Genomic DNA, 19,465 nt, shown 5'->3' on the forward strand with positions numbered 1-19,465 from the left:
CAATTCGCTACTCGCTTACTCTTCCTTGAAGCCGTATTCCGGCACGTTGCCGCTGGCGCCGTAATATTTGTAAGGCAGGAACTTGCCCGACATCGTGATCTTGACGCGGTCTCCCTTGGCATTGGGCAGGCGCTCCATCACCATGTCGAAGTCGATCGCCGACATGATGCCGTCGCCGAATTCCTCCTGGATCAGCTCCTTCCACGCCGGGCCGTTGATCATCACGAGCTCGTAGAAGCGGTAGATCAAGGGATCGGTCGGCGGCATCTGCACGCCCTCGCCGCGCATCGGCGTCTCGTTCAGCATCGCGATCTCGGATTTGGACAGGCCGAACAGCTCGCCGGCGTTCGCCGCCTGCGGCTTGGTCAGCTTCATCTGGCCGAGAACGGCGCCGACAATCAGCACCTCGGAATAGCCGCCGATCTGCTCGCAGATGTATTTCCAGCTCCAGCCCTTCTCGCGCTTGATGTCGAGCAGCTTCTCGGTGAGGTCGGATCGCTTCATGCTTGGTCTCCCTTGAAAGTCTTCGTTGATGGGTTTCTTCCGGCTGGGCGTCAGCGGGCGATCGCCTGCGGCGCGTCGTTCTCGACCGGGTTGGACGCGACGATCGTCGGCTCGCTGCGCCCGATCTTCACCACCGGCACCTTACGCGGATCGTGATCCGGCGTCTCGGCAGTGAAGGTCCTGCTGCGGCTGACCAGGAAATCGATGATATGGTTGCGCAGCGCGTAGTACAGCGGATGGCGATGCAGGTCGCCGCGCAGCCGGTCCTTCGGCAGCGGGTTCTCGACGATCTCCGCGAGCACCGCGCCGGGTCCGTTGGTCATCAGCACGATCTTGTCGGCGAGATAGATCGCTTCGTCCACGTCGTGGGTGATCATGAACACGGTCTGCCCGGTCTCGACGCAGATGCGGCGGACCTCGTCCTGCAGGGTGCCGCGCGTCAGCGCATCGAGCGCGGAGAACGGCTCGTCCATCAGCATGATCTTCGGCGTGATCGAGAGCGCGCGGGCAATCCCGACGCGCTGCTTCATGCCGCCGGACAGCTCCGACGGCCGCTTGTGCTCGGAGCCGGACAGGCCGACGAGCTCGATGTATTTCAGCGCATGCGCCTTGACCTTGGCGCGATCCCATTTGCGCCATTTCGACGAGACGGCATAGGCGACGTTGCCGAGCACCGTTCGCCACGGCAGCAGCGCATGGCTCTGGAAGATGACCGCTCGGTCGAGACTCGGACCTTCGATGGCCTGGCCGTCGACGATGACGGCGCCTTCGCTCGGCACGTCGAGGCCGGCAAGAACATTCAGCACCGTAGTCTTGCCGCAGCCGGAATGCCCGATCACGCAGACGAACTCGCCGCGCGCCATCGCGAGCCAGAGATTCTCGAAGATCGTCGTGCTGCGCGCCCCATCATAGCGCTTGGCGATCCCTTCGATGGAGATGAACTTGTCGGTCATAGGAAGGTCTTTCCGTTCCCTCCCCCCTTGTGGGGGAGGGTCAGGGAGGGGGGTCCCCCACGAAGACTCGCGCCTGGGGCACCCCCACCCCTGACCCCTCCCCGCAAGGGGGAGGGGAACGGAGTTGCGCACCTTGCAGCAGTTCGCCTGATCATGCCCTACTCCGGAAACGTCACGAGCCGCGACACGCGGGCCAGGATCTGATCCAGCACCATGCCGACCAGGCCGATCAACAGGATCGCGATGATCACGTTGGTGATCGAGAGGTTGTTCCACTCGTTCCAGACGAAGTAGCCGATGCCGGTGCCCCCGACGAGCATCTCGGCGGCGACGATGACGAGCCAGGCGATGCCGATCGAGATCCGCATGCCGGTGAGGATCGTCGGCGCCGCAGCCGGCAGGATGACCGTGAAGGCCCGGCGGAAATTCCCGACCTCGAGCGTGCGGGCGACGTTGATCCATTCCTTGCGCACGCCGGCGACGCCGAAGGCGGTGTTGATGAGCATCGGCCACACCGAGCAGATGAAGATCACGAAGATCGCCGACAGGCTGGAATCCTTGATGGTGTAGAGCGCGAGCGGCATCCAGGCGAGCGGCGAGATGGGCTTGAGAATCTGGATGAACGGATCGAGCGCCTTGCTCATCAAGGGCGACATGCCGATCAGGAAGCCGAGCGGGATCGCGACCGCGACTGCGATCAAATAGCCGAGCATGACCCGCCCGAGCGAGAAGGCGAGCTGGATGCCGAGCCCCTTGTCGTTCGGACCATTGTCGTAGAACGGCCGCCGCAGATGCTCCCACAGCTTGGCACCGACATCGAGCGGCCCGGGCATCGCCGACTTGCCCTGCGTGGCCGTCATGCCCATCAGCTTGGCGTATTCCGGGCTCATGTTGGCCGCGGCGCCCGTGCTGCGCGTCGCGATATGCCAGGCGCCGAGGAACACGGCCAGCAGCACGATGGAAACCACGGCGGCGCGGAGGCGAAGAGAGGCGGTCATGCCGGCGCTCCACTCACGGTGTCGTCCCTGCGAACGCAGGGACCCATAACCACCGTCCAGACTTGGTAAAAAAGATCGTCGTCGCCATTCCTGCCACAAGCGGGTTCACGGCGTATGGGTCCCCGCGTTCGCGGGGACGACACCGATGATTTGATCGGCAGCGTCGTGTCCATCGCGATTGTCGCGGCCAGCAGCGTCGCGCCCATCCCCCCCATCACGACGCCTTCTTGATCTTGAAGCTGGCGACGTAGTCGTCCGGCTTGGTCGGATCGAACGGCTTGCCCATCACCGAGAACGATTTGTAGGAGTCCGTCGGCGGCGTCAGGCCCATCTCGGTCATGACCTTGCGGGTGTCGGTGGCGAGATAGATCTGCTCCGCGACCGCCTTGTAGTCGACGTCGCCCTTGATCTGGCCCCAGCGCTTCATCTGCGTCAGCATCCACACCGCGAAGGACTGCCACGGGAACGGATCGAAATCGACGCGCTTCGGATCGGTCTTCACGCCGCCGAGGCCATCGGCGTAGGTGCCGGTCAAGACCTGCTCCATGACGGTCACCGGCGCATTGATGTAATTCGCCGGAGCGATCGCCTCCGCGATCTGCTTGCGGTTCTCAGCCTTCGACGCGTACGCGGTGGCATCGACGATGGCGCGGGTGAGAGCGGCAAAGCTGTTCGGCGCCGTCGTGATGAACTCGCGGCTCGCCGCGAAGCTGCAGCAGGGGTGACCGTCCCAGATCTCCTTCGACAGGATGTGCAGGAAGCCGACGCCGTCAAAGATCGCGCGCTGGCAGATGTTGTCGGGCGCGAGGAAGCCGTCGATGTTGTCGGCGCGCAGGTTCGCGACCATCTCCGGCGGCGGAACCGAGCGCAGTTGCACGTCGGTGTCGGGATCGATGCCGTGCTCGGCGAGATAATAGCGCAGGAGATAGTTGTGCATCGAATAGTCGAACGGAATGGCGAGCTTCATGCCCTTCCAGTCCTTCGGATTGCGCTTGTCCTTGTGCTTCATCGCAAGCGTAATGCCCTGCCCGTTGATGTTCTCGATCGCGGGCACGGTGAACGGGATCGGCTGTGCACCGAGGCCGAGCGAGATCGCGATCGGCATCGGCGCCAGCATGTGCGAGGCGTCGTATTCCTTGTTGATGGTCTTGTCGCGGATGACGGCCCAGCCGGCGGTCTTGACGACCTCGACGTTCAGCCCGGCCTTGGCATAGAAGCCGAGCGGCGCCGCCATGATGATCGGGGTCGCGCAGGTGATCGGGATGAAGCCGACCTTGAGATCCTTCTTCTCGGGCGCGCCCGCTTCGGCGAACGCCTCGGTCGCGGTCTTCAGCGGGAAGAACTGGGACACTGCGGCGAGCGCGGTGGCGGCGCCGACCGACTTCAGAAACGCGCGGCGGGTGGCAGCTTGCGGAAACACCGCGCGCAGCACGGCTGACGCGACCACGTTCTCGTAGCGCTTCTCGGTGGAGTCCGCCACGGGCTCGCAGCGCAGCGCCAGCGCGGCGTGCTCATGTTCGGCCGGGCTGCGATGCTGGCCGCAGATACAACCGGCATTCACGCGTGAATCGGCATCGAACGGATCATCGAAAATCGACATGTGCTGCGCCCCTTTGTCACACCTGCGCTGTCAGCGCCTTCGAACTGCTCATCCGGCCGCATTTTTCAGCGGCCGGACGTGCTTAACATGCAGCTTCTATGCCGCCTTGCTGGTCATCGCCGGCATCGGAAGTCCTTCCTCGATCGGCAGCGACGGGTCGCGCGACCACTCGTTCCACGAGCCGAAGTACATCCGTACATCCTTCACGCCGGCGTTCTTCAGCGCCAGGAAGGTGTTCGAGGCCCGCGCGCCCTTGAAGCAGTAGAGATAAACCGGCGTGTCGACCGTGATGCCGACGGTGGCGCATTCGGCGAGGATCTCGTCCTTCGACTTGAAGCGCGGGCCTTCGGCGGTCGGCTTCATCATGCGGTACCATTCGAGCCAGACGGCGCCGGGGATGCGGCCTTTGCGCGGACAGAAATCCTTGCCGTAGGGCGAGGAGGAATCGCCGATCCACTCATCGACATCGCGGACGTCGAGGATCGCGATAGCGGGATTGCCAACCGCCGCCAGCATCGCCTTGGCGTCGATCAGGATGCTGCCCGCCTCCGGCACGATGGCGAACGAGGCCTTGGCCGGCGACGGCACGTCGGTCGTCACCGGCATGCCGGCGGCCACCCAGGCATCGTAGCCGCCATGCAGCACCTTGACCTTGGGATAGCCGAGCATCGTGAGCAGGAAATAGCCGCGGCACGACTGGCCGAAGCCGGAGTTCATCGACTGTTCGTAGACGACGGCGGTCTCGGCGCCCGAAAGGCCGGCGGCGCCGAACGCGTCCGCAAACTTCGTCTTCAATTCCTCCATGCCTTCCGGTGTGGACGTCGCGAGATAGGTGAATATCTCGTGGACGTTGACGGCGCCGGGAAGATGTCCCGCGGCGTAGGCATCGGGATTGCGGGTGTCGATCACGACACACGGCTCGGTCTTGATGAACTCAGCGAGTTCGCCGGCTGTAATCAGAACGTCCGTCATGGCAGGCCTCTCCTGGTTGGGATTTGTTGGTTTGCCGTTCTCGCCGGCGTCAGCCGTCGGCGAGCATCTTGCGGAGCTGCTTGGTCGCGGGAGTCACGATTGCGACGAAATAGGCCTCGCGCAGGCGACGTTCGGCGCGATTGCCCTTGAGGTAGCCGCGGGCTCCGCAATGGAGCATCGCGGCATGAGCCGCAGCGACGCTGGCCTCGCCGGCACGCAGGCGCAGCGCCACGACCTTGCGCCAATAGCTCTCGTCGGGGTTGAACGGATCGCTGGCGAGTTCAGCCGTCTCCTTCGCGAGTTCATCGGCGAGCGCGCTGAAATCGACCGGCTGCTGCGGCAGATAGCGGTTGACGTGGCCGAGCGGCGCCTCGACCTCCTGCATGATCTTGATGCAGTCCTTGATCAGGCCGAGCGCCATGCCGGCCTGCAACATGATGAATCCGGCACGGATCTTCTTGACGAAGGGACCGGCGGGATCGGCCAGGATCAGTTCGTCCGGCACGAACAGGTCGCGAAACTGGATGCCGTAGGTGCCGGTGCCGTCCATCGCCAGGAACGGCTGGCATGGCTGCAGGGTCACCGCCGGATCGGCACAGTCGGCGATGAACATCACGATCTCGCCGGGCGCGTCCTCACGCTCGAAGATCGTGCCGAACATGTGGTCCGGCCCGAGGTTCGAGACCCAGGGCAGCACGCCGCGCACGACGTAGCCGCCCTCGACCTTGCGACCCCTGAGCTTGAGCTTCTCGATGCCGAAGAAGCTCTTCATCGGATTGGACAAGCCGGTGCCACCGAGCAACCGGCCGCTGGCGGCGTCGTCGAGAAGACGGCCGACAAGCACCTTGTTGGGCGAGTTGGCGATGTACCAGACCAGCGTGTTCTGGCACCACGCCATGAAGGCAGAGGCGCCGCAGACCTCACCGATCGCGCCGATGGTGTCGATCGCGCAGTTGAGATCCGCCGCGCCATTTTCCGGCACGTGGCTGCTCCACGCGCCGACCTCGCCGAAGCGGCGGAGCACGTCGGCCGGGTACACCGTCCCGGCGTCGATGCCAGCGGCCAGCGGCGCGAGCTCCTTGCGCGCGATCGCCGTGACCTGCTCCACGGTCGACGGTATGGGCATGACGCCCGCGCCATCGACCGCCAGATGCTGCCCGAGTGAACCCGAGACTACTGAGTTCATGACGTCCTCCGCTACGCTGACCTCCAGGGCCGCCTCAGATCCCGACCTCGAGATTGACCGGACGCGTGAAGGTGTTGGCGACCGGCGACCACTTCTTGACGTGGTCGATCAGCGCCTTGACCTCCTCCTGCGGAATGCCCTCGCACTCCATGTCGACCTTGACGCGGACGTCGGTGAAGCCGACCGGCTTCTCGCTGACGTCGCCGGTGCCCCAGACTGCCGTGATGTTGAGATCGCCCTCGAGCTCCAGCTCGAGCTTGTTGACGATCCAGCCGCGATGCACCGCATTGGCATGCAGGCCGACGGCCAGGCAGGAGCCGAGCGCGGCGAGCGAGGCTTCCGACGGATTCGGCGCGGTGTCGTCACCGAGCAGCCCCGGCGGCTCGTCGACGATGTAGGGCGCGAGGTTGCGGATGTAGTTGGCGTGGCGGAACTTGCCCTCGGCGACGGTCTTGCACTTCAGGGTCTTGATGACCTTGGGGTTGGCCTTGCCGTTGACGATGAGCTGTTCAAGCCCGTTCTTGTCGATGGGTGCAAGGCAGCCCGTCAGCGCCGTCTTCTGAACCACAGCGGTCATCTCATTTCTCTCCCTGGGATGAGGATACCGAACGGTCTGTATCCTGCACGAAGCGTGCCAGAGAGGCCGAAAATCAAAAGCCGGAGTGATCCTCGCGGCTTACGCGATCATCGCGGCAAGTGGCGAGCCGTTGCGTCACCTCCGCTGCCCAAGCGCAGTGCAGAATGCCGCCTTCGGAGATCAAATTGAGCGCAATGCTGCCTCGAGCACATCAGCAGTCTTGCTGAGTCACGCGCACAGCGATTAAGCTTGCGCGCATGGCAAAGTCAGTTGCGGGCAAACAAACCGGCAAGAAGCAGGCGATCGCGAGGACGATCTCGGCCGGCGATGACGAATCCGCGCGCGGCCGCCTGCTCGGCGCCGCCACGCGGCTGTTCTGCAAGAACGGCATCAATGCCACCGGGATCGATGCGATCATCAGCGAGGCCGGCACCGCGAAGACCACACTCTACAAGCTGTTCGGATCGAAGACCGCGCTGGTCACCGCCGTGCTGGAAAGCGAAGGCAAGCAGTGGCGCGAATGGTTCATCGCGGAAATGGAGAGCGGCGGCGGTGACGCCGAGACCAAGCTGGCACGCATCTTTCCGGCGCTGAAGAGCTGGTTCGGCGAGGAGCGCTTCTACGGCTGCCCCTTCATCAATGCGGTCGGCGAGCACGACAAGGACCAGAAGCAGTTTCGCACCATCGCAATGCGCCACAAGAAAGTGGTGCTGGCGCATATCGAGAAGCTCGCCCGTGAGATGGGCGCTGCCGAGCCGGAGAGCTTCTCGCATCAGCTTGCACTGCTGATCGACGGCGCGATCGTGGCGGCGATGGTGTCGCGCAATCCCGAGGTCGCGGACACCGCCGGGCTGGCGGCGAAGGCGCTGATCGAGCCGGCGAAGCTGAAGGCGGGCCAGCGCAACAGCAAGGCGGCGGGCCCGCAGCTCGCTGCGGTCTGAGCCGCCCTGCCCCGCGAACCGAGCGACAGAACTAGCGGAAATACTCCGTCACCAGCTTCAGGTCCGCCTGGTCTGCGCCCGCGCCGTTGAGGCTCGCATCGATGACGCGGCGGCAGGCGGCCACTGCAGCCTCATCGCCGAGCTCGTTGGCCGCTTCGAGCACGTGCCAAGCCGCATCGACCGCCGCGCGGTCCGCAGGCGCCTCGCGATGGCCGAGCCGTTGCTCTCTGCGAAGAGGAAGTCCCATACCCTTCATCCGCGATCACCTCCATCCGTCGCTGCAGGTTCAATAGGCTACGGCGCGCGGCGCGGATGCTTTGCCGCCTTTGCCTGGATTCTTGCGGGACTGATAGAATTCGAGCACGCTGCGCGATGTCAGCGACTGGAGCTTGGCATAGTCACGCTCCAGCTCCTGCAACTCGCCGGCCGTGATGCGGTGGTCGCGGGCGCCGAGGAACGCGAGCGCCATCATCGTATCCCAGGTAAAGCCAAGCGCCTTGGCGAGCATCAGCAGCATCTCGCGGTTGCGGTCGAACAAGGCGCGCTCGACGACGTCGACCGGCAATCCCGACAGCAGCGCGAGGCCGATCGTCACCTCCTCGACCTTGTGCGCGGTCGCATAGCCGGCGATGGTGCTCTCGTGCAGATTGCCGAGGCGGTGCTGGATCGTCACGGTCCGCTTGGCGACGAAGTAGTTGCGCGAGCCGGGTCCGAACTTCGACTGCAGGTCGCCGGCGATGTTGGCGACCGAGCTGTTGATCTCGCCAAGCAGCTCCGGCCGCTCCCCTGCCAGCCGCTTGCCGACATCGTCCGAGGCCTTGGCGATGAGTTGCTGGAACAGATGGCGGGGGATGTCGAGCCGGCGGCCGAGATGCTCGGCGAGAATCGAGTCGTTCTCGGCCCGCTTGACCATGTGCAGGAATCCGGCGCCGGAGAACTGGGCGCCCTGATTGCGCGCCACCGCCGTGGCGACGGCACGGTCGCCGCGCGTCGCCAGCACGTCGGTCACGGCCGGGCTCAACGTCTTTCGTTCGGCGATCGCGAGCAGATGGTCCTGGCTCTTGGTGCTGGCGTTCTCGACCAGCGTGGCGTCATCGAGCCGCTCGGATTCGCGCAACACCGGGCCGGCGACCCAGATCTCGTCGTCGAAGGCGAGCTTGCGGATGACGCTGGCCGGCGAATATTCGATCCTGGCGAGGCGATCCGCGAGCTTGGCGCGCGCTTCGATCTCGATCTCGTCGGCGAGCCGGCCGATCACCTCGCCGAAGGTGGCGATCTCCTCCTCGCAGTAGCGCCCCGCGATCAGCAGGTCGGTCGCATGCCACAGCGCGCGCTCGCGGCTGTCCGCGGTCCCCCGCGCAATCGCATCCTCGAGGTCCCGCAACACGGATCTGGTTTCGTTCATGATGAAAGGCCGCACAGTTGCAACGATGAAAGGGCAATGCGCAGACCATACCGTTCGAACCCGAGCGTTCCGTAACCCGCCGCGTGCGGATTTGACCGGGCATTTTCACTCAAATGCGCACGCGCGCGTTAAGCATGCGGCCGGAGAACAGCTCGCTGCGGGATTGCCGTGCCTCTCCGCATGACTTTTACGGCATGATGCGGAGCGCGCGCGCCTCCGCCTCGGCGACCGAGCGTTCGCGCGATGTCAACGGACACTCGGCGAGAGCCCGGTCGATCAGTTGCATGGCGTCGCGCTCACGACTCTGGTCGAGCATCAGCTCGGCGGCGAAGAAGCTCGCCTCGCAACGCCGTGCCCGGCGCGTGACGGGAGCACCGCGGTCGGCCGCCGCAAGCACAGCCTCTGGCGTTTCCTGCCCGAGGAAGAGACGGACGATCGGGGCCGGCCATTTACCCATGTCGAGCCGCTTCGCGTGGTCGGCGAGCTCGCTCCCCAGCCCGGCACGGCGGCGCGCCAGATCCAGCCACAAGGCCGCCTCGGCATTGTGGGGATCGATCTCGCTGAGCCATCTGAAATCGTCCTGCGCCTCCTCCAGGAGACCGGCCTGGAAGCTTGCGATCCCCAGCGCGCGATAGGCCTGCGCGCGGTAGCCGTTGCGACCGAACGCCCGCCCGAAACCCGACCCCGGCTGCGGCTCGCTCTCGCGCAGATCAGGAGCGGCGCGATCGAATGCGGCAAGAAGACCAGCCGAGGACTGCTCGATGACGATCTTGTAGTCGTCGATCGCATGCTCGACGTCTCCCTTGTGGAAGTAGGCGCCGGCGCGTGCGAAACGGGCTTCGATCACCTGCGGCGTCGCCGGCTTGCCGCGCTCGATCACGACAGTGCAGCCGGCGATGCGCTCGTCGGCACCGAGATCGGCCGCCGTCGTGCACCGCTTCGGTGCCGCCGGTTCGGCGCTTGCCGACAAGCCGAAGATCGAGCCGATGATCAACGCACAACACAGAATCGAGCGCCATCGTCGCGTAGCCATGAATGCCCCCTTAGGTCTTGCTCTTGGTGCTGCGATCTAACCAGAACCGATTGGGAGAACCACAATCTGGAATTGCGTTCACAAATCATCGTTCAGCCGGTGTAAACGAGATCGCAGACTCGGGGCCTGCCGGGCGCGGATGAGTTGCGAGGGCCGCGCATGCCACGCGGCAACTCAATCGACGCTTGCGCGTGATGAACGGACGCGCGAAGCCATTGATAGCCGCCACGCGGCTCGCGATGCGACCGTCGGCGACTACTTGGCTGCGGCGATCACCGCCTGCAGCCGCACCAGCTCGGCCTCCAGATTCGCCTCGACATCCGCCGCCTTCACCTCGGTGACGCGATAGTCGCGGCTTTCCAGCCACGCCCGCCTTGCGCTGCGATCAGCGACGACGCCTTCGCTCTCGTCGGGGCCGACCAGCTCGATCGCGAGGCGGTGGATGAAGGAGACGAAGTCGGGGATGTGGCGGCCGACCGGGGTCTGGCGCTTGAACTGGCCGGCGAAGCGGCGGTCGCGCGACAGCGCGTGCCACAGCGCGCGCTCGGCGTCGGTCGGGTTGCGGCGGAGCAGCCGCGCCAGCCCGCGCAGCGAGCCGCGCGAATCCGGCAGGTTGGCGACCGTGCCCTGCTCGGCGATCAGCGCCCGCAGCCGCGTCGCCTGCTCGCTGTCGAGCACGCCGCCCTTGGCCGGCCCCTTGCGCCCCTCGGCGATCGCCATGACCACGCCGTGCAGGGTGTGGATGTCCTGCCGCGACGGCTCCATGCGGAAGAAGATGTTGCGCAGGTTGACCAGCATGGTCTCGCGCTTCTCGGCGGGCCGCAGGAATTCGACCCGGTCGAGCTCGCGCACCAGGTTCTCGAAGAACGCCTCCATCTGTCCCTGGCTGGCGCGCTCCGAGCGTTCGGGCATGGCGAAGGGCAGCGCGCCCGATGTCACCAGCTTGAACCATTCATAGCCCATCAGCAGCACCGCCTGGGCGAGGTTCAGCGAGGCAAAGCCGGGGTTGACCGGGTAGGTGATGATGCGGTTGGCGCGGGCGACCTCCTCGTTGGTGAGCCCCGCCCGCTCGCGGCCGAACAGGATGCCGGCCCGGCCGCCGCCGGCGATCTGGCCCTGCATCTCGCGGGCGGCCGCCTCTGGTCCCATCACCGGCTTGGCCTGGTCGTGGGCGCGGGCGGTGGTCGCGAACACCAGGTCGAGGTCGGCGATCGCCTCCGGCAGGGTGTCGAACAGCCGGACATGATCGATGATGTGGTCGGCCCCGGCGGCCGCCCGTTGGGCGGCGATGTTCGGCCAGCCGTCGCGCGGGTTGACCAGTCGCAGCTCCGACAACGCAAAATTGCCCATGGCGCGCGCGGCCATGCCGATGTTCTCGCCGAGCTGCGGCTCGACCAGGATCACCACTGGCCCTGCGATCTCTACGCCCGCCTTCGTCTTGTCGGTGCCCGACACGCTCAATCCTCGACTTGCAGATCCGGTTGAAGCGCCGATCGCGCCCTGCCCGCTCGTTGGCCCGGCTGATGAGAATTCTCAAGCAAAATAATCGGCTTACACTTGAATTTTGCAGTTTCCGCGAAACGGCAGGCCGGCCCGCGGCCGCCGTTGCCCACCGCATGAGCGGGCTGCGAAAATCAGCACCGGACGCATACCGGGTGCGCTTCCGCCCGCGGTGCAGCAGTGCTATGACGCGCTTGATTTCACAAGCGCTTTCCATTCCTGGCGCGCTGTTCCCAAGAAGGCCCCATCGATCATGGCAAAAATCAAGGTGACCAACCCGGTCGTCGAGCTCGACGGCGACGAGATGACCCGGATCATCTGGCAGTACATCAAGGACAAGCTGATCAACCCCTTCCTTGATATCGACCTGATGTATTTCGACCTGGGGATGGAGAGCCGCGACAAGACCAACGACCAGATCACGATCGATGCCGCCAACGCCATCAAGAAGGTCGGCGTCGGCGTCAAGTGCGCCACCATCACCCCCGACGAGGCCCGGGTGAAGGAGTTCGGTCTCAAGGAGATGTGGAAGTCGCCGAACGGCACCATCCGCAACATCCTCGGCGGCGTCGTGTTCCGCGAGCCGATCATCTGCAAGAACGTGCCGCGCCTCGTTCCCGGCTGGACCAAGCCGATCATCATCGGCCGCCACGCCTATGGCGACCAGTACCGCGCCACCGACTTCAAGTTCCCCGGCAAGGGCGTGCTGACGATGAAGTTCGTCGGCGACGACGGCACCGTGATCGAGAAGGAGGTCTTCAAGGCGCCCGGCGCCGGCGTCGCGATGGAGATGTACAACCTCGACGAGTCGATCTACGACTTCGCCCGCGCCTCGCTCAACATGGGCCTCGCCAAGAACTACTCGGTCTACCTGTCGACCAAGAACACCATCCTGAAGGTCTATGACGGCCGCTTCAAGGACATCTTCCAGGAGGTGTACGAGAAGGAGTTCAAGGACAAGTTCGAGGCCAAGAAGATCACCTATGAGCACCGCCTGATCGACGACATGGTCGCCGCGGCGCTGAAGTGGTCGGGCGGCTATGTCTGGGCCTGCAAGAACTATGACGGCGACGTGCAGTCCGACACCGTGGCGCAGGGCTACGGCTCGCTCGGCCTGATGACCTCGGTGCTGATGACCCCGGACGGCCAGACCGTCGAGGCCGAGGCGGCCCACGGCACGGTGACCCGCCACTTCCGCGAGCACCAGAAGGGCAAGGAGACCTCGACCAACTCGATCGCCTCGATCTTCGCCTGGACCCGCGGCCTGTCGCACCGCGCCAAGCTCGACAACAACGCCGAACTGGCGAAGTTCGCCGCCACCCTGGAGAAGGTCTGCGTCGACACCGTCGAGTCCGGCTACATGACCAAAGACCTCGCGCTCCTGGTCGGCGCCGATCAGCGCTGGCTCTCGACCACCGGCTTCCTCGACAAGATCGCCGAGAACCTGACCAAGGCGATGGCGGCGTAAGTTTCCCCACTTTCGCCTTCTGGTTTCGTCACCTATCAACGGGCCGCGCCACAAGCGTGGCCCGTTTCTGTTTCACTCCTGCTGTCGAGGAACCTGATCATGCGCTTGACCTCATCGCTCGCCCTGCTGTTGCTCGGGGCCCAGATCGGCTCCTCCCACGCTGCAGAGACCACGATTCCCGACGCGCTGATCGCCGCCGGCGAAAAGGCCGTGCTGACGCTGCATGCCGAAGGCGCGCAGGTCTACGACTGCAAGACCGACAAGGACGGCAAGCTCGCCTGGACCTTTCGCGAACCGATCGCCAGTCTGTTCGAGGACGGCAAGACCGTCGGTCGGCACTACGCCGGCCCGAGCTGGGAGCACCAGGACGGCTCGATCGTCGGCGGCCGCGTCCAGGGCACCGCCATCGGCGCCACCGACAACGACATCCCCTGGCTGAAGCTCGCCGTCGTCTCCCACCGCGGCAGCAAGGGCGTGCTGTCGGACGTCACCACCGTGCAGCGGATCAACACGTCGGGCGGCAAGCTGGAGGGCGCCTGCGAGACCGCCGGGCAACTCCGCAGCGTGGCCTATTCCGCGGACTACGTGTTCCTGCAGAAGCAGTAAGGCTGCTCACGCCTCGCGATAATCCAGCAGGATCAGCCCGACCAGCACGAAGGCCACCGGCCAGACCCAGGCGGCGGCGCGGCTGATGCGGCCGTCCAGGCGCAGCTCGAGCCAGCGCGCCCAGCCGGCGATGATGCCGCACAGCGCCAGCGGCGTGTGGCTCATCTCGATCAGGAGCTGATCCTTGATGTTGGCGATGGCGTGCGAATGGGTCAGCAGCAGCGCGCCGCCGGCGGCGACCGTCAGCGGAAACACCAGCGCCGCCCGCCCCGCCTGTTGCCCGCGCAGCCGCACCCGCCATTCGAACAGGCCGAACAGGACGATCAGCACCACGAACAGCCGGTGCTGCGCCACTTCGGGATCGCGCAGCGACGCGAAGAAGCCGATCGGGCCGAGCGGCCAGGCCATCTCGTCGGCGCGGAGAAACAGGAACGCCGCCATCACCAGGAACAGCAACGGCCAGTGCCGCGCCCAGCGTCCCCAGGCGAAGCGTTCGATCAGCGCGAGCAGCCCGATCAGCACGACGAAGATGCCGGCCCAATGGTGGTTGTATTCCGACCAGGCGATGTCGGCGGCGCTGCGCGGCAGGATCACGCCCTCGCCCGGCACGTAGGCTTGCGGCGCCGTCACGCGCTGCGCGTCGGCGGCGTCGATCCTCGCCTGCAACTGCGAGATCGTGAGCTGGTCGACCGAGGGGCTGGTCAGCCGCGGCCGTTGCGGCGCGGCGCGCTCGACGATCTCGGCCCAGTTCAGGCGGTTCTGGCTGAGGTCGATGCCCGGCGGCAGCGACGTCAGCGAGCCCGCCGTCAGGAGCACCGTCAACCCGATGCCGAACTCGACCTCGACGAAGCGCTTCATCCGCAGCAGCGGCGCTGCGGGATCACGGCGGCGCAGGCGCTCCACAGCCAGGAAATTGCCCGCCCCGAGCGCGAGCAGCATCAGCAGCATCGCGACCTTGGCCGAGGTCATCACACCATAGGCCGTACCGTAGATCGCCGCGAACGAGCCGAGATAGGCGATCGCCATCACGATGCCGCCGAGCACGATCGCCGCCACCGAGACCATCGACATCAACGAGTAGCGCCGTCCGATTCTGCGCTGATCGTCATCCGCCTTGCAGCCGTTCAGCGCCATCATGAAATACGGCAGGCCGCCGATCCAGACGCCGGCGCCGAGCATGTGAAGGAAGTCGGCGGCGAGCAGCGGCCAGCGCACCTCGAGCCGGCTCGCCGCGTGCGTCAGGTTGAGCTGCAGCAGCAGCGCTGAGACGGCCAGCACGGTCAGCGTCAGGACGCGCCAGGCGGCCCAGCTGCCGGTCCGGGCGAGCACGGCGATGCCGAGCGCGCACGCGGCAACAGCCAGGCCGGAGCGTGCGAAATCCGCGCTCGCCGCCGCGCCGAGCGACAGATCGAGCGTCCCGATCAGCGCGCCCATGTTGACTGCGAGCGAAGCCAGCACGACCGCGAACCAGCCGAATGCGCTTCGGCGCAGGAAGCGCTGGCCGCGCTTCCCGACCACGATCGCGTCAGCGGACAGCCTTTGCCGTAGCGGGCGCAGCAGCAACAGCAGAAATGCCAAGCCGCCGATGGTGAAGGACTGTGCCAGCAGGGTCAGGCCGCGCAGCACCACCGAGAGATAGCCGAAGATGTCGAGCAACAGCGACACGGCTAGCGCACGTTGAAAGGAATGTCGCCGCGGGTGATGTGGCCATCGACGCTGAGCACCTGCCATTGCAGGTGCCAGGCGCCGGGGCTGAGCGCCTTGGCCTCGGCGTCGATCTCGTCGGCCGGCGCATCGACTGCCGGAGAAAGCGCCTGCTCGGCACCGTCGGGCGCGCGCAGCTTCAGCCGCGAGCGGGCGTGATCGATGCGGCTGTTGAAGCGCAGCCGGATCATTGTCGCCTGCGTCTCGATGGTGCCACCCGCCGCGGGCTGCGACGAGACGATGATGGCGTGGGCCGAGGCGGCGCCGGGAACGCCCAGAAGCAGCGCGGCAAGGGTCGGCAGGTGGCGGAAGCGGATGACGGACGGCATGGGACGCGCGGGCGGCGGAGGCTGCGGCAGGAACGTTCGGGCTGGATCGGGGCGAACAAAACTCGACCGTTCTAATCTAAGCGACCTTCCTGTTCCCCACGTAGCCACAAACGCGTGACCGGGGCCGGCCGGCCCCTCCGGCAGCGGCACGTGGCCCCGGCCCTGCCCGCAGGGCATCCCGGAACAGCGAAATTTAGGGTCGAATCATCAAGCACTTCGCTGTATGCCTCGCCGCATCATTGCCGTCCGTCGGTTGTCGGGACCCTTCCGCCCGCGGACCAACATTGCCTGATCCCGAGGAACGCCTAAGGAAACCGTCATGCCCGCCTATCGCTCCCGCACCTCCACCCATGGCCGCAACATGGCCGGCGCCCGCGGCCTGTGGCGCGCCACCGGCATGACCAACGAGGATTTCGGCAAGCCGATCATTGCCGTCGTCAACTCCTTCACCCAGTTCGTGCCCGGCCATGTTCACCTCAAGGACCTCGGCCAGCTGGTCGCCCGCGAGATCGAGAAGGCCGGCGGCGTCGCCAAGGAGTTCAACACGATCGCCGTCGACGACGGCATCGCGATGGGCCATGACGGCATGCTCTACAGCCTGCCGTCGCGCGAGCTGATCGCCGACAGCGTCGAATACATGGTCAACGCGCACTGCGCCGACGCCATGGTCTGCATCTCCAACTGCGACAAGATCACGCCCGGCATGCTGATGGCCGCGATGCGCCTCAACATCCCCGCGGTGTTCGTCTCGGGCGGCCCGATGGAGGCCGGCAAGGTCAACATCGAGGGCAAGCTGCGCAAGGTCGACCTGATCGACGCGATGATCGTGGCCGCCGACGACAAGGTGTCGGATGCCGATGTCGAGGTGATGGAGCGCTCGGCCTGCCCGACCTGCGGCTCCTGCTCGGGCATGTTCACGGCGAACTCGATGAACTGCCTGACTGAGGCGCTCGGCCTGTCGCTGCCCGGCAACGGCTCGGTGCTGGCGACCCATGCCGACCGCCGCGGCCTGTTCGTCGAGGCCGGTCATCTCGTCGTCGACCTCGCCCGCCGCTATTACGAGCAGGACGATGCGTCCGTGCTCCCCCGCAACATCGCCAACTTCAAGGCGTTCGAGAACGCGATGAGCATGGACATCGCGATGGGCGGCTCGACCAACACCGTGCTGCATCTGCTCGCCGCCGCGCATGAGGGCGAGATCCCGTTCACGATGACCGACATCGATCGCCTCTCGCGCAAGGTCCCCTGCCTGTGCAAGGTCGCGCCGGCCGTGGCCGACGTGCACATGGAGGACGTGCATCGCGCCGGCGGCGTGATGGGCATCCTCGGCGAGCTCGCCCGCGCCGGCCTGCTGCACACCGAATTGCCGAGCGTGCATTCGGCCTCGCTGGCATCAGCGCTGGAGCGCTGGGACATCCGCCAAACGTCGAGCGAGAGCGTGAAGAACTTCTACATGGCCGCCCCCGGCGGCGTGCCGACGCAGGTGGCGTTCAGCCAGGACCGCCGCTATCAGGAGCTCGATCTCGATCGCGAGAAGGGCTGCATCCGCGACCTCGCGCATGCCTATTCCAAGGATGGCGGCCTCGCGGTGCTGACCGGCAACATCGCGCGCGACGGCTGCATCGTGAAGACCGCGGGCGTCGATGCCTCGATCCTGAAGTTCTCGGGTCCTGCGCGCGTGATGGAGAGCCAGGACGCCGCGGTCGAAGCGATCCTGACCAACAAGATCAAGGCCGGCGACGTCGTCGTCATCATCTATGAGGGCCCGCGCGGCGGCCCGGGCATGCAGGAGATGCTGTATCCGACCAGCTATCTGAAGTCGAAGGGCCTCGGCAAGGCCTGTGCCCTGATCACCGACGGCCGCTTCTCCGGCGGCACCTCGGGGCTGTCGATCGGCCACGTCTCGCCGGAAGCCGCCGAGGGCGGCCTGATCGGCCTGGTGCAGGACGGCGACCGCATCGAGATCGACATTCCCAGCCGCACCATTCATCTCGCAGTGTCCGACGAGGAGCTCGCCAACCGCCGCGCCGCGATGGAGGCGAAGGGCGATCAAGCCTGGAAGCCAAAGACGCGCGCCCGCAAGGTCTCGACCGCGCTGAAGGCCTACGCCGCGTTCGCGTCGAGCGCCGCCAAGGGCGCGGTGCGGATCGTCAAGGAGTAAGACCGATCTGTTCGGTCGGCAGCACCGGTCCTTTCCGACCGGTTGCTGCGGCCGGCGGCCGCGGCCTCACCATAGACTTCCTCGTCTCGCTCTCGTCCTGCGAACAGCCATGCCGCACTTCGTTGTTGCCCACTGACGACAGCGGGTTCAGGCTCCCTTCATCGACAATGAGCGCGTCAGCCACAATGCACGCGCCAGGCCCTGGGAAGGATCGCCATGCTGAACCGCCGCAGCCTGCTGCTCGCCTCACTTGCCGCCGGAGTGACGATGACCACGACAGCCGCGCGCGCCAAGCCGGCGCAACCTTCCACGCCAGTCGATTTCGACGTGCCGCCCGGCGCCTGCGACTGCCATACCCACATCCACGGCGATCCCGAGAAGTTTCCGTTCGCGGCCAACCGTGTCTACACGCCCGAGCCCGCCTCACCGGAAGAGATGGCGGCGCTGCACAAGGCCCTGCACATCCAGCGCGTGGTGATCGTGACGCCAAGCGTCTACGGCACCGACAACTCCGCGACGCTGTACGGGATGAAGGCGCGCGGCAATGACGCGCGCGGCGTCGCCGTCATCGACGACAAGACCACCGAGGCGCAATTGGATGCCATGCATGCCGAGGGCTTCCGCGGCATCCGCCTCAATCTCGCGACCGGTGGCATCAATGACCCCAATGTCGGCCGCGCCCGCTTCCAGGCCGCGGTCGAGCGGATGAAGGCGCGGGGCTGGCACGTCCAGCTCTACACCAACACGGCGATGATCGCGGCCATCAAGGACCTCGTGATGCAATCGCCCGTGCCGGCCGTGTTCGACCATTTCGGCGGCGCGCAGGCCGATCTCGGCCTCGGGCAGCCGGGCTTTGCCGATCTGGTCGAGCTCGTCCGCAGCGGCAAGGCCTATGTGAAGATCTCCGGCGCCTACCGCGCCTCGACCCGCGGTCCCGACTACACCGATGTGATCCCGTTCGCGAAGGCCCTGATCGAAGCCAACCCGGACCGCATCGTCTGGGGCACCGACTGGCCCCACCCGGATTCGTCGCCGCATCCCGAATTGAAGGTCACGGATATCAGGCCCTTCTATCCCATCGACGACGGCCGCCTGATGAACCAGCTCCCGGTCTGGGCGCCGGACGCCGCGGTCCGCGAGAAGATCCTGGTCGATAATCCGGCGAAGCTGTACGGGTTTTGATGGCGTTGTTAGTCCGTAGGGCGGGTTAGCGCAGCGTAACCCGCCGCACGATGCTACGCCGCCCTGAAGGCCTACGCCGCGTTCGCCTCAAGCGCCGGTGAGGGATTGAGCCTTTAGCCCGCAGGACGGACAAGGCATCTGCCTTCGCTCGACAGAGCGAAGGAAGATGCGTGCCTGCCGTCCTACTATGAGGTCGATTACTACGACCGACGGGCGGTGGGCACGGCGCGTCCGCTGACACTCCGCACCAGCCTTTTACTCAATCTGAAATTGCACTCCACTCGTGATGGTTGATTCAGATCAACGCCCGATCTAGCGCCGCGCCGATACTGCGTCAGAATAGGGC

Annotated in this window: 18 protein-coding genes; 5 read left to right on the forward strand and 13 right to left on the reverse strand. The window is 65.9% G+C overall.

Features of this window, described 5'->3' with window-relative positions:
- Positions 1-15 precede the first annotated feature (15 nt).
- From cynS to QW861_RS05550, 7 genes are all read right to left on the reverse strand, one after another.
- Complete coding sequence (gene cynS / locus QW861_RS05520; protein WP_315749292.1) at positions 16-504, reverse strand: cyanase; 489 nt, start codon at positions 502-504, stop codon at positions 16-18.
- Positions 505-554: 50 nt separating this feature from the next.
- Entirely contained in the window at positions 555-1,457 is a 903-nt protein-coding gene (locus QW861_RS05525) for an ABC transporter ATP-binding protein (protein ID WP_316192774.1), read from the reverse strand.
- Positions 1,458-1,615: 158 nt separating this feature from the next.
- Positions 1,616-2,455: a nitrate ABC transporter permease gene (gene ntrB, locus QW861_RS05530; RefSeq protein WP_315826315.1), complete on the reverse strand. Its 840-nt coding sequence runs from the start codon at positions 2,453-2,455 to the stop codon at positions 1,616-1,618.
- Positions 2,456-2,669: 214 nt separating this feature from the next.
- Positions 2,670-4,055 carry a CmpA/NrtA family ABC transporter substrate-binding protein gene (locus QW861_RS05535; protein ID WP_316192775.1) on the reverse strand — a complete coding sequence of 462 codons (1,386 nt, stop codon included), beginning with the start codon at positions 4,053-4,055 and terminating at the stop codon, positions 2,670-2,672.
- Between the two features lie 96 nt (positions 4,056-4,151).
- Positions 4,152-5,027 carry a sulfurtransferase gene (locus QW861_RS05540; RefSeq protein ID WP_315749287.1) on the reverse strand — a complete coding sequence of 292 codons (876 nt, stop codon included), beginning with the start codon at positions 5,025-5,027 and terminating at the stop codon, positions 4,152-4,154.
- A gap of 49 nt (positions 5,028-5,076) precedes the next feature.
- Complete coding sequence (locus tag QW861_RS05545; protein WP_410052323.1) at positions 5,077-6,213, reverse strand: acyl-CoA dehydrogenase family protein; 1,137 nt, start codon at positions 6,211-6,213, stop codon at positions 5,077-5,079.
- A gap of 34 nt (positions 6,214-6,247) precedes the next feature.
- Positions 6,248-6,790 (reverse strand): OsmC family protein, encoded by a 543-nt coding sequence (locus tag QW861_RS05550; RefSeq protein ID WP_172113730.1) that lies wholly within the window; start codon positions 6,788-6,790, stop codon positions 6,248-6,250.
- Between the two features lie 257 nt (positions 6,791-7,047).
- Here QW861_RS05550 and QW861_RS05555 point away from each other — a divergent pair, with 257 nt between their 5' ends.
- Positions 7,048-7,731 carry a TetR/AcrR family transcriptional regulator gene (locus QW861_RS05555; protein WP_315714852.1) on the forward strand — a complete coding sequence of 228 codons (684 nt, stop codon included), beginning with the start codon at positions 7,048-7,050 and terminating at the stop codon, positions 7,729-7,731.
- Positions 7,732-7,762: 31 nt separating this feature from the next.
- Here the strand turns inward: QW861_RS05555 and QW861_RS05560 are convergent, their stop codons facing one another.
- The 4 genes from QW861_RS05560 to QW861_RS05575 form a co-directional block, all read right to left on the reverse strand.
- Positions 7,763-7,978 (reverse strand): hypothetical protein, encoded by a 216-nt coding sequence (locus QW861_RS05560; RefSeq protein WP_315714853.1) that lies wholly within the window; start codon positions 7,976-7,978, stop codon positions 7,763-7,765.
- Between the two features lie 39 nt (positions 7,979-8,017).
- Positions 8,018-9,136 (reverse strand): DUF2336 domain-containing protein, encoded by a 1,119-nt coding sequence (locus QW861_RS05565; RefSeq protein WP_315714854.1) that lies wholly within the window; start codon positions 9,134-9,136, stop codon positions 8,018-8,020.
- A gap of 187 nt (positions 9,137-9,323) precedes the next feature.
- Positions 9,324-10,169 carry a hypothetical protein gene (locus tag QW861_RS05570; protein ID WP_315749286.1) on the reverse strand — a complete coding sequence of 282 codons (846 nt, stop codon included), beginning with the start codon at positions 10,167-10,169 and terminating at the stop codon, positions 9,324-9,326.
- Positions 10,170-10,424: 255 nt separating this feature from the next.
- The gene (locus tag QW861_RS05575) at positions 10,425-11,624 is read right to left on the reverse strand and encodes a TrmJ/YjtD family RNA methyltransferase (protein WP_315749285.1); all 1,200 of its coding nucleotides are present in this window, start codon (positions 11,622-11,624) and stop codon (positions 10,425-10,427) included.
- Positions 11,625-11,922: 298 nt separating this feature from the next.
- On the opposite strand from QW861_RS05575, the gene QW861_RS05580 reads away from it, so the two are divergent.
- Positions 11,923-13,137, forward strand: a complete 1,215-nt coding sequence (locus tag QW861_RS05580) for an NADP-dependent isocitrate dehydrogenase (RefSeq protein ID WP_315714857.1) — start codon at positions 11,923-11,925, stop codon at positions 13,135-13,137.
- 99 nt (positions 13,138-13,236) lie between these two features.
- Positions 13,237-13,743: a DUF3455 domain-containing protein gene (locus tag QW861_RS05585; RefSeq protein ID WP_315714858.1), complete on the forward strand. Its 507-nt coding sequence runs from the start codon at positions 13,237-13,239 to the stop codon at positions 13,741-13,743.
- A 6-nt stretch (positions 13,744-13,749) separates the two neighbouring features.
- Here the strand turns inward: QW861_RS05585 and QW861_RS05590 are convergent, their stop codons facing one another.
- Both QW861_RS05590 and QW861_RS05595 read right to left on the reverse strand, forming a co-directional pair.
- Complete coding sequence (locus tag QW861_RS05590; RefSeq protein WP_316192776.1) at positions 13,750-15,408, reverse strand: copper resistance D family protein; 1,659 nt, start codon at positions 15,406-15,408, stop codon at positions 13,750-13,752.
- A gap of 2 nt (positions 15,409-15,410) precedes the next feature.
- On the reverse strand, positions 15,411-15,776 hold the full coding sequence (locus QW861_RS05595; RefSeq protein WP_315749281.1) for a copper resistance protein CopC: 366 nt from the start codon (positions 15,774-15,776) through the stop codon (positions 15,411-15,413).
- Positions 15,777-16,095: 319 nt separating this feature from the next.
- On the opposite strand from QW861_RS05595, the gene ilvD reads away from it, so the two are divergent.
- Positions 16,096-17,937, forward strand: coding sequence for a dihydroxy-acid dehydratase (gene ilvD, locus QW861_RS05600; protein WP_315749280.1), 1,842 nt, complete (start codon positions 16,096-16,098; stop codon positions 17,935-17,937).
- 216 nt (positions 17,938-18,153) lie between these two features.
- Complete coding sequence (locus QW861_RS05605) at positions 18,154-19,119, forward strand: amidohydrolase family protein (RefSeq protein WP_316192777.1); 966 nt, start codon at positions 18,154-18,156, stop codon at positions 19,117-19,119.
- Positions 19,120-19,465: the final 346 nt, after the last annotated feature.

It is taken from the genome of Bradyrhizobium sp. SZCCHNRI1029 (assembly GCF_032487555.1).
Classification (GTDB): Bacteria; Pseudomonadota; Alphaproteobacteria; order Rhizobiales; family Xanthobacteraceae; genus Bradyrhizobium.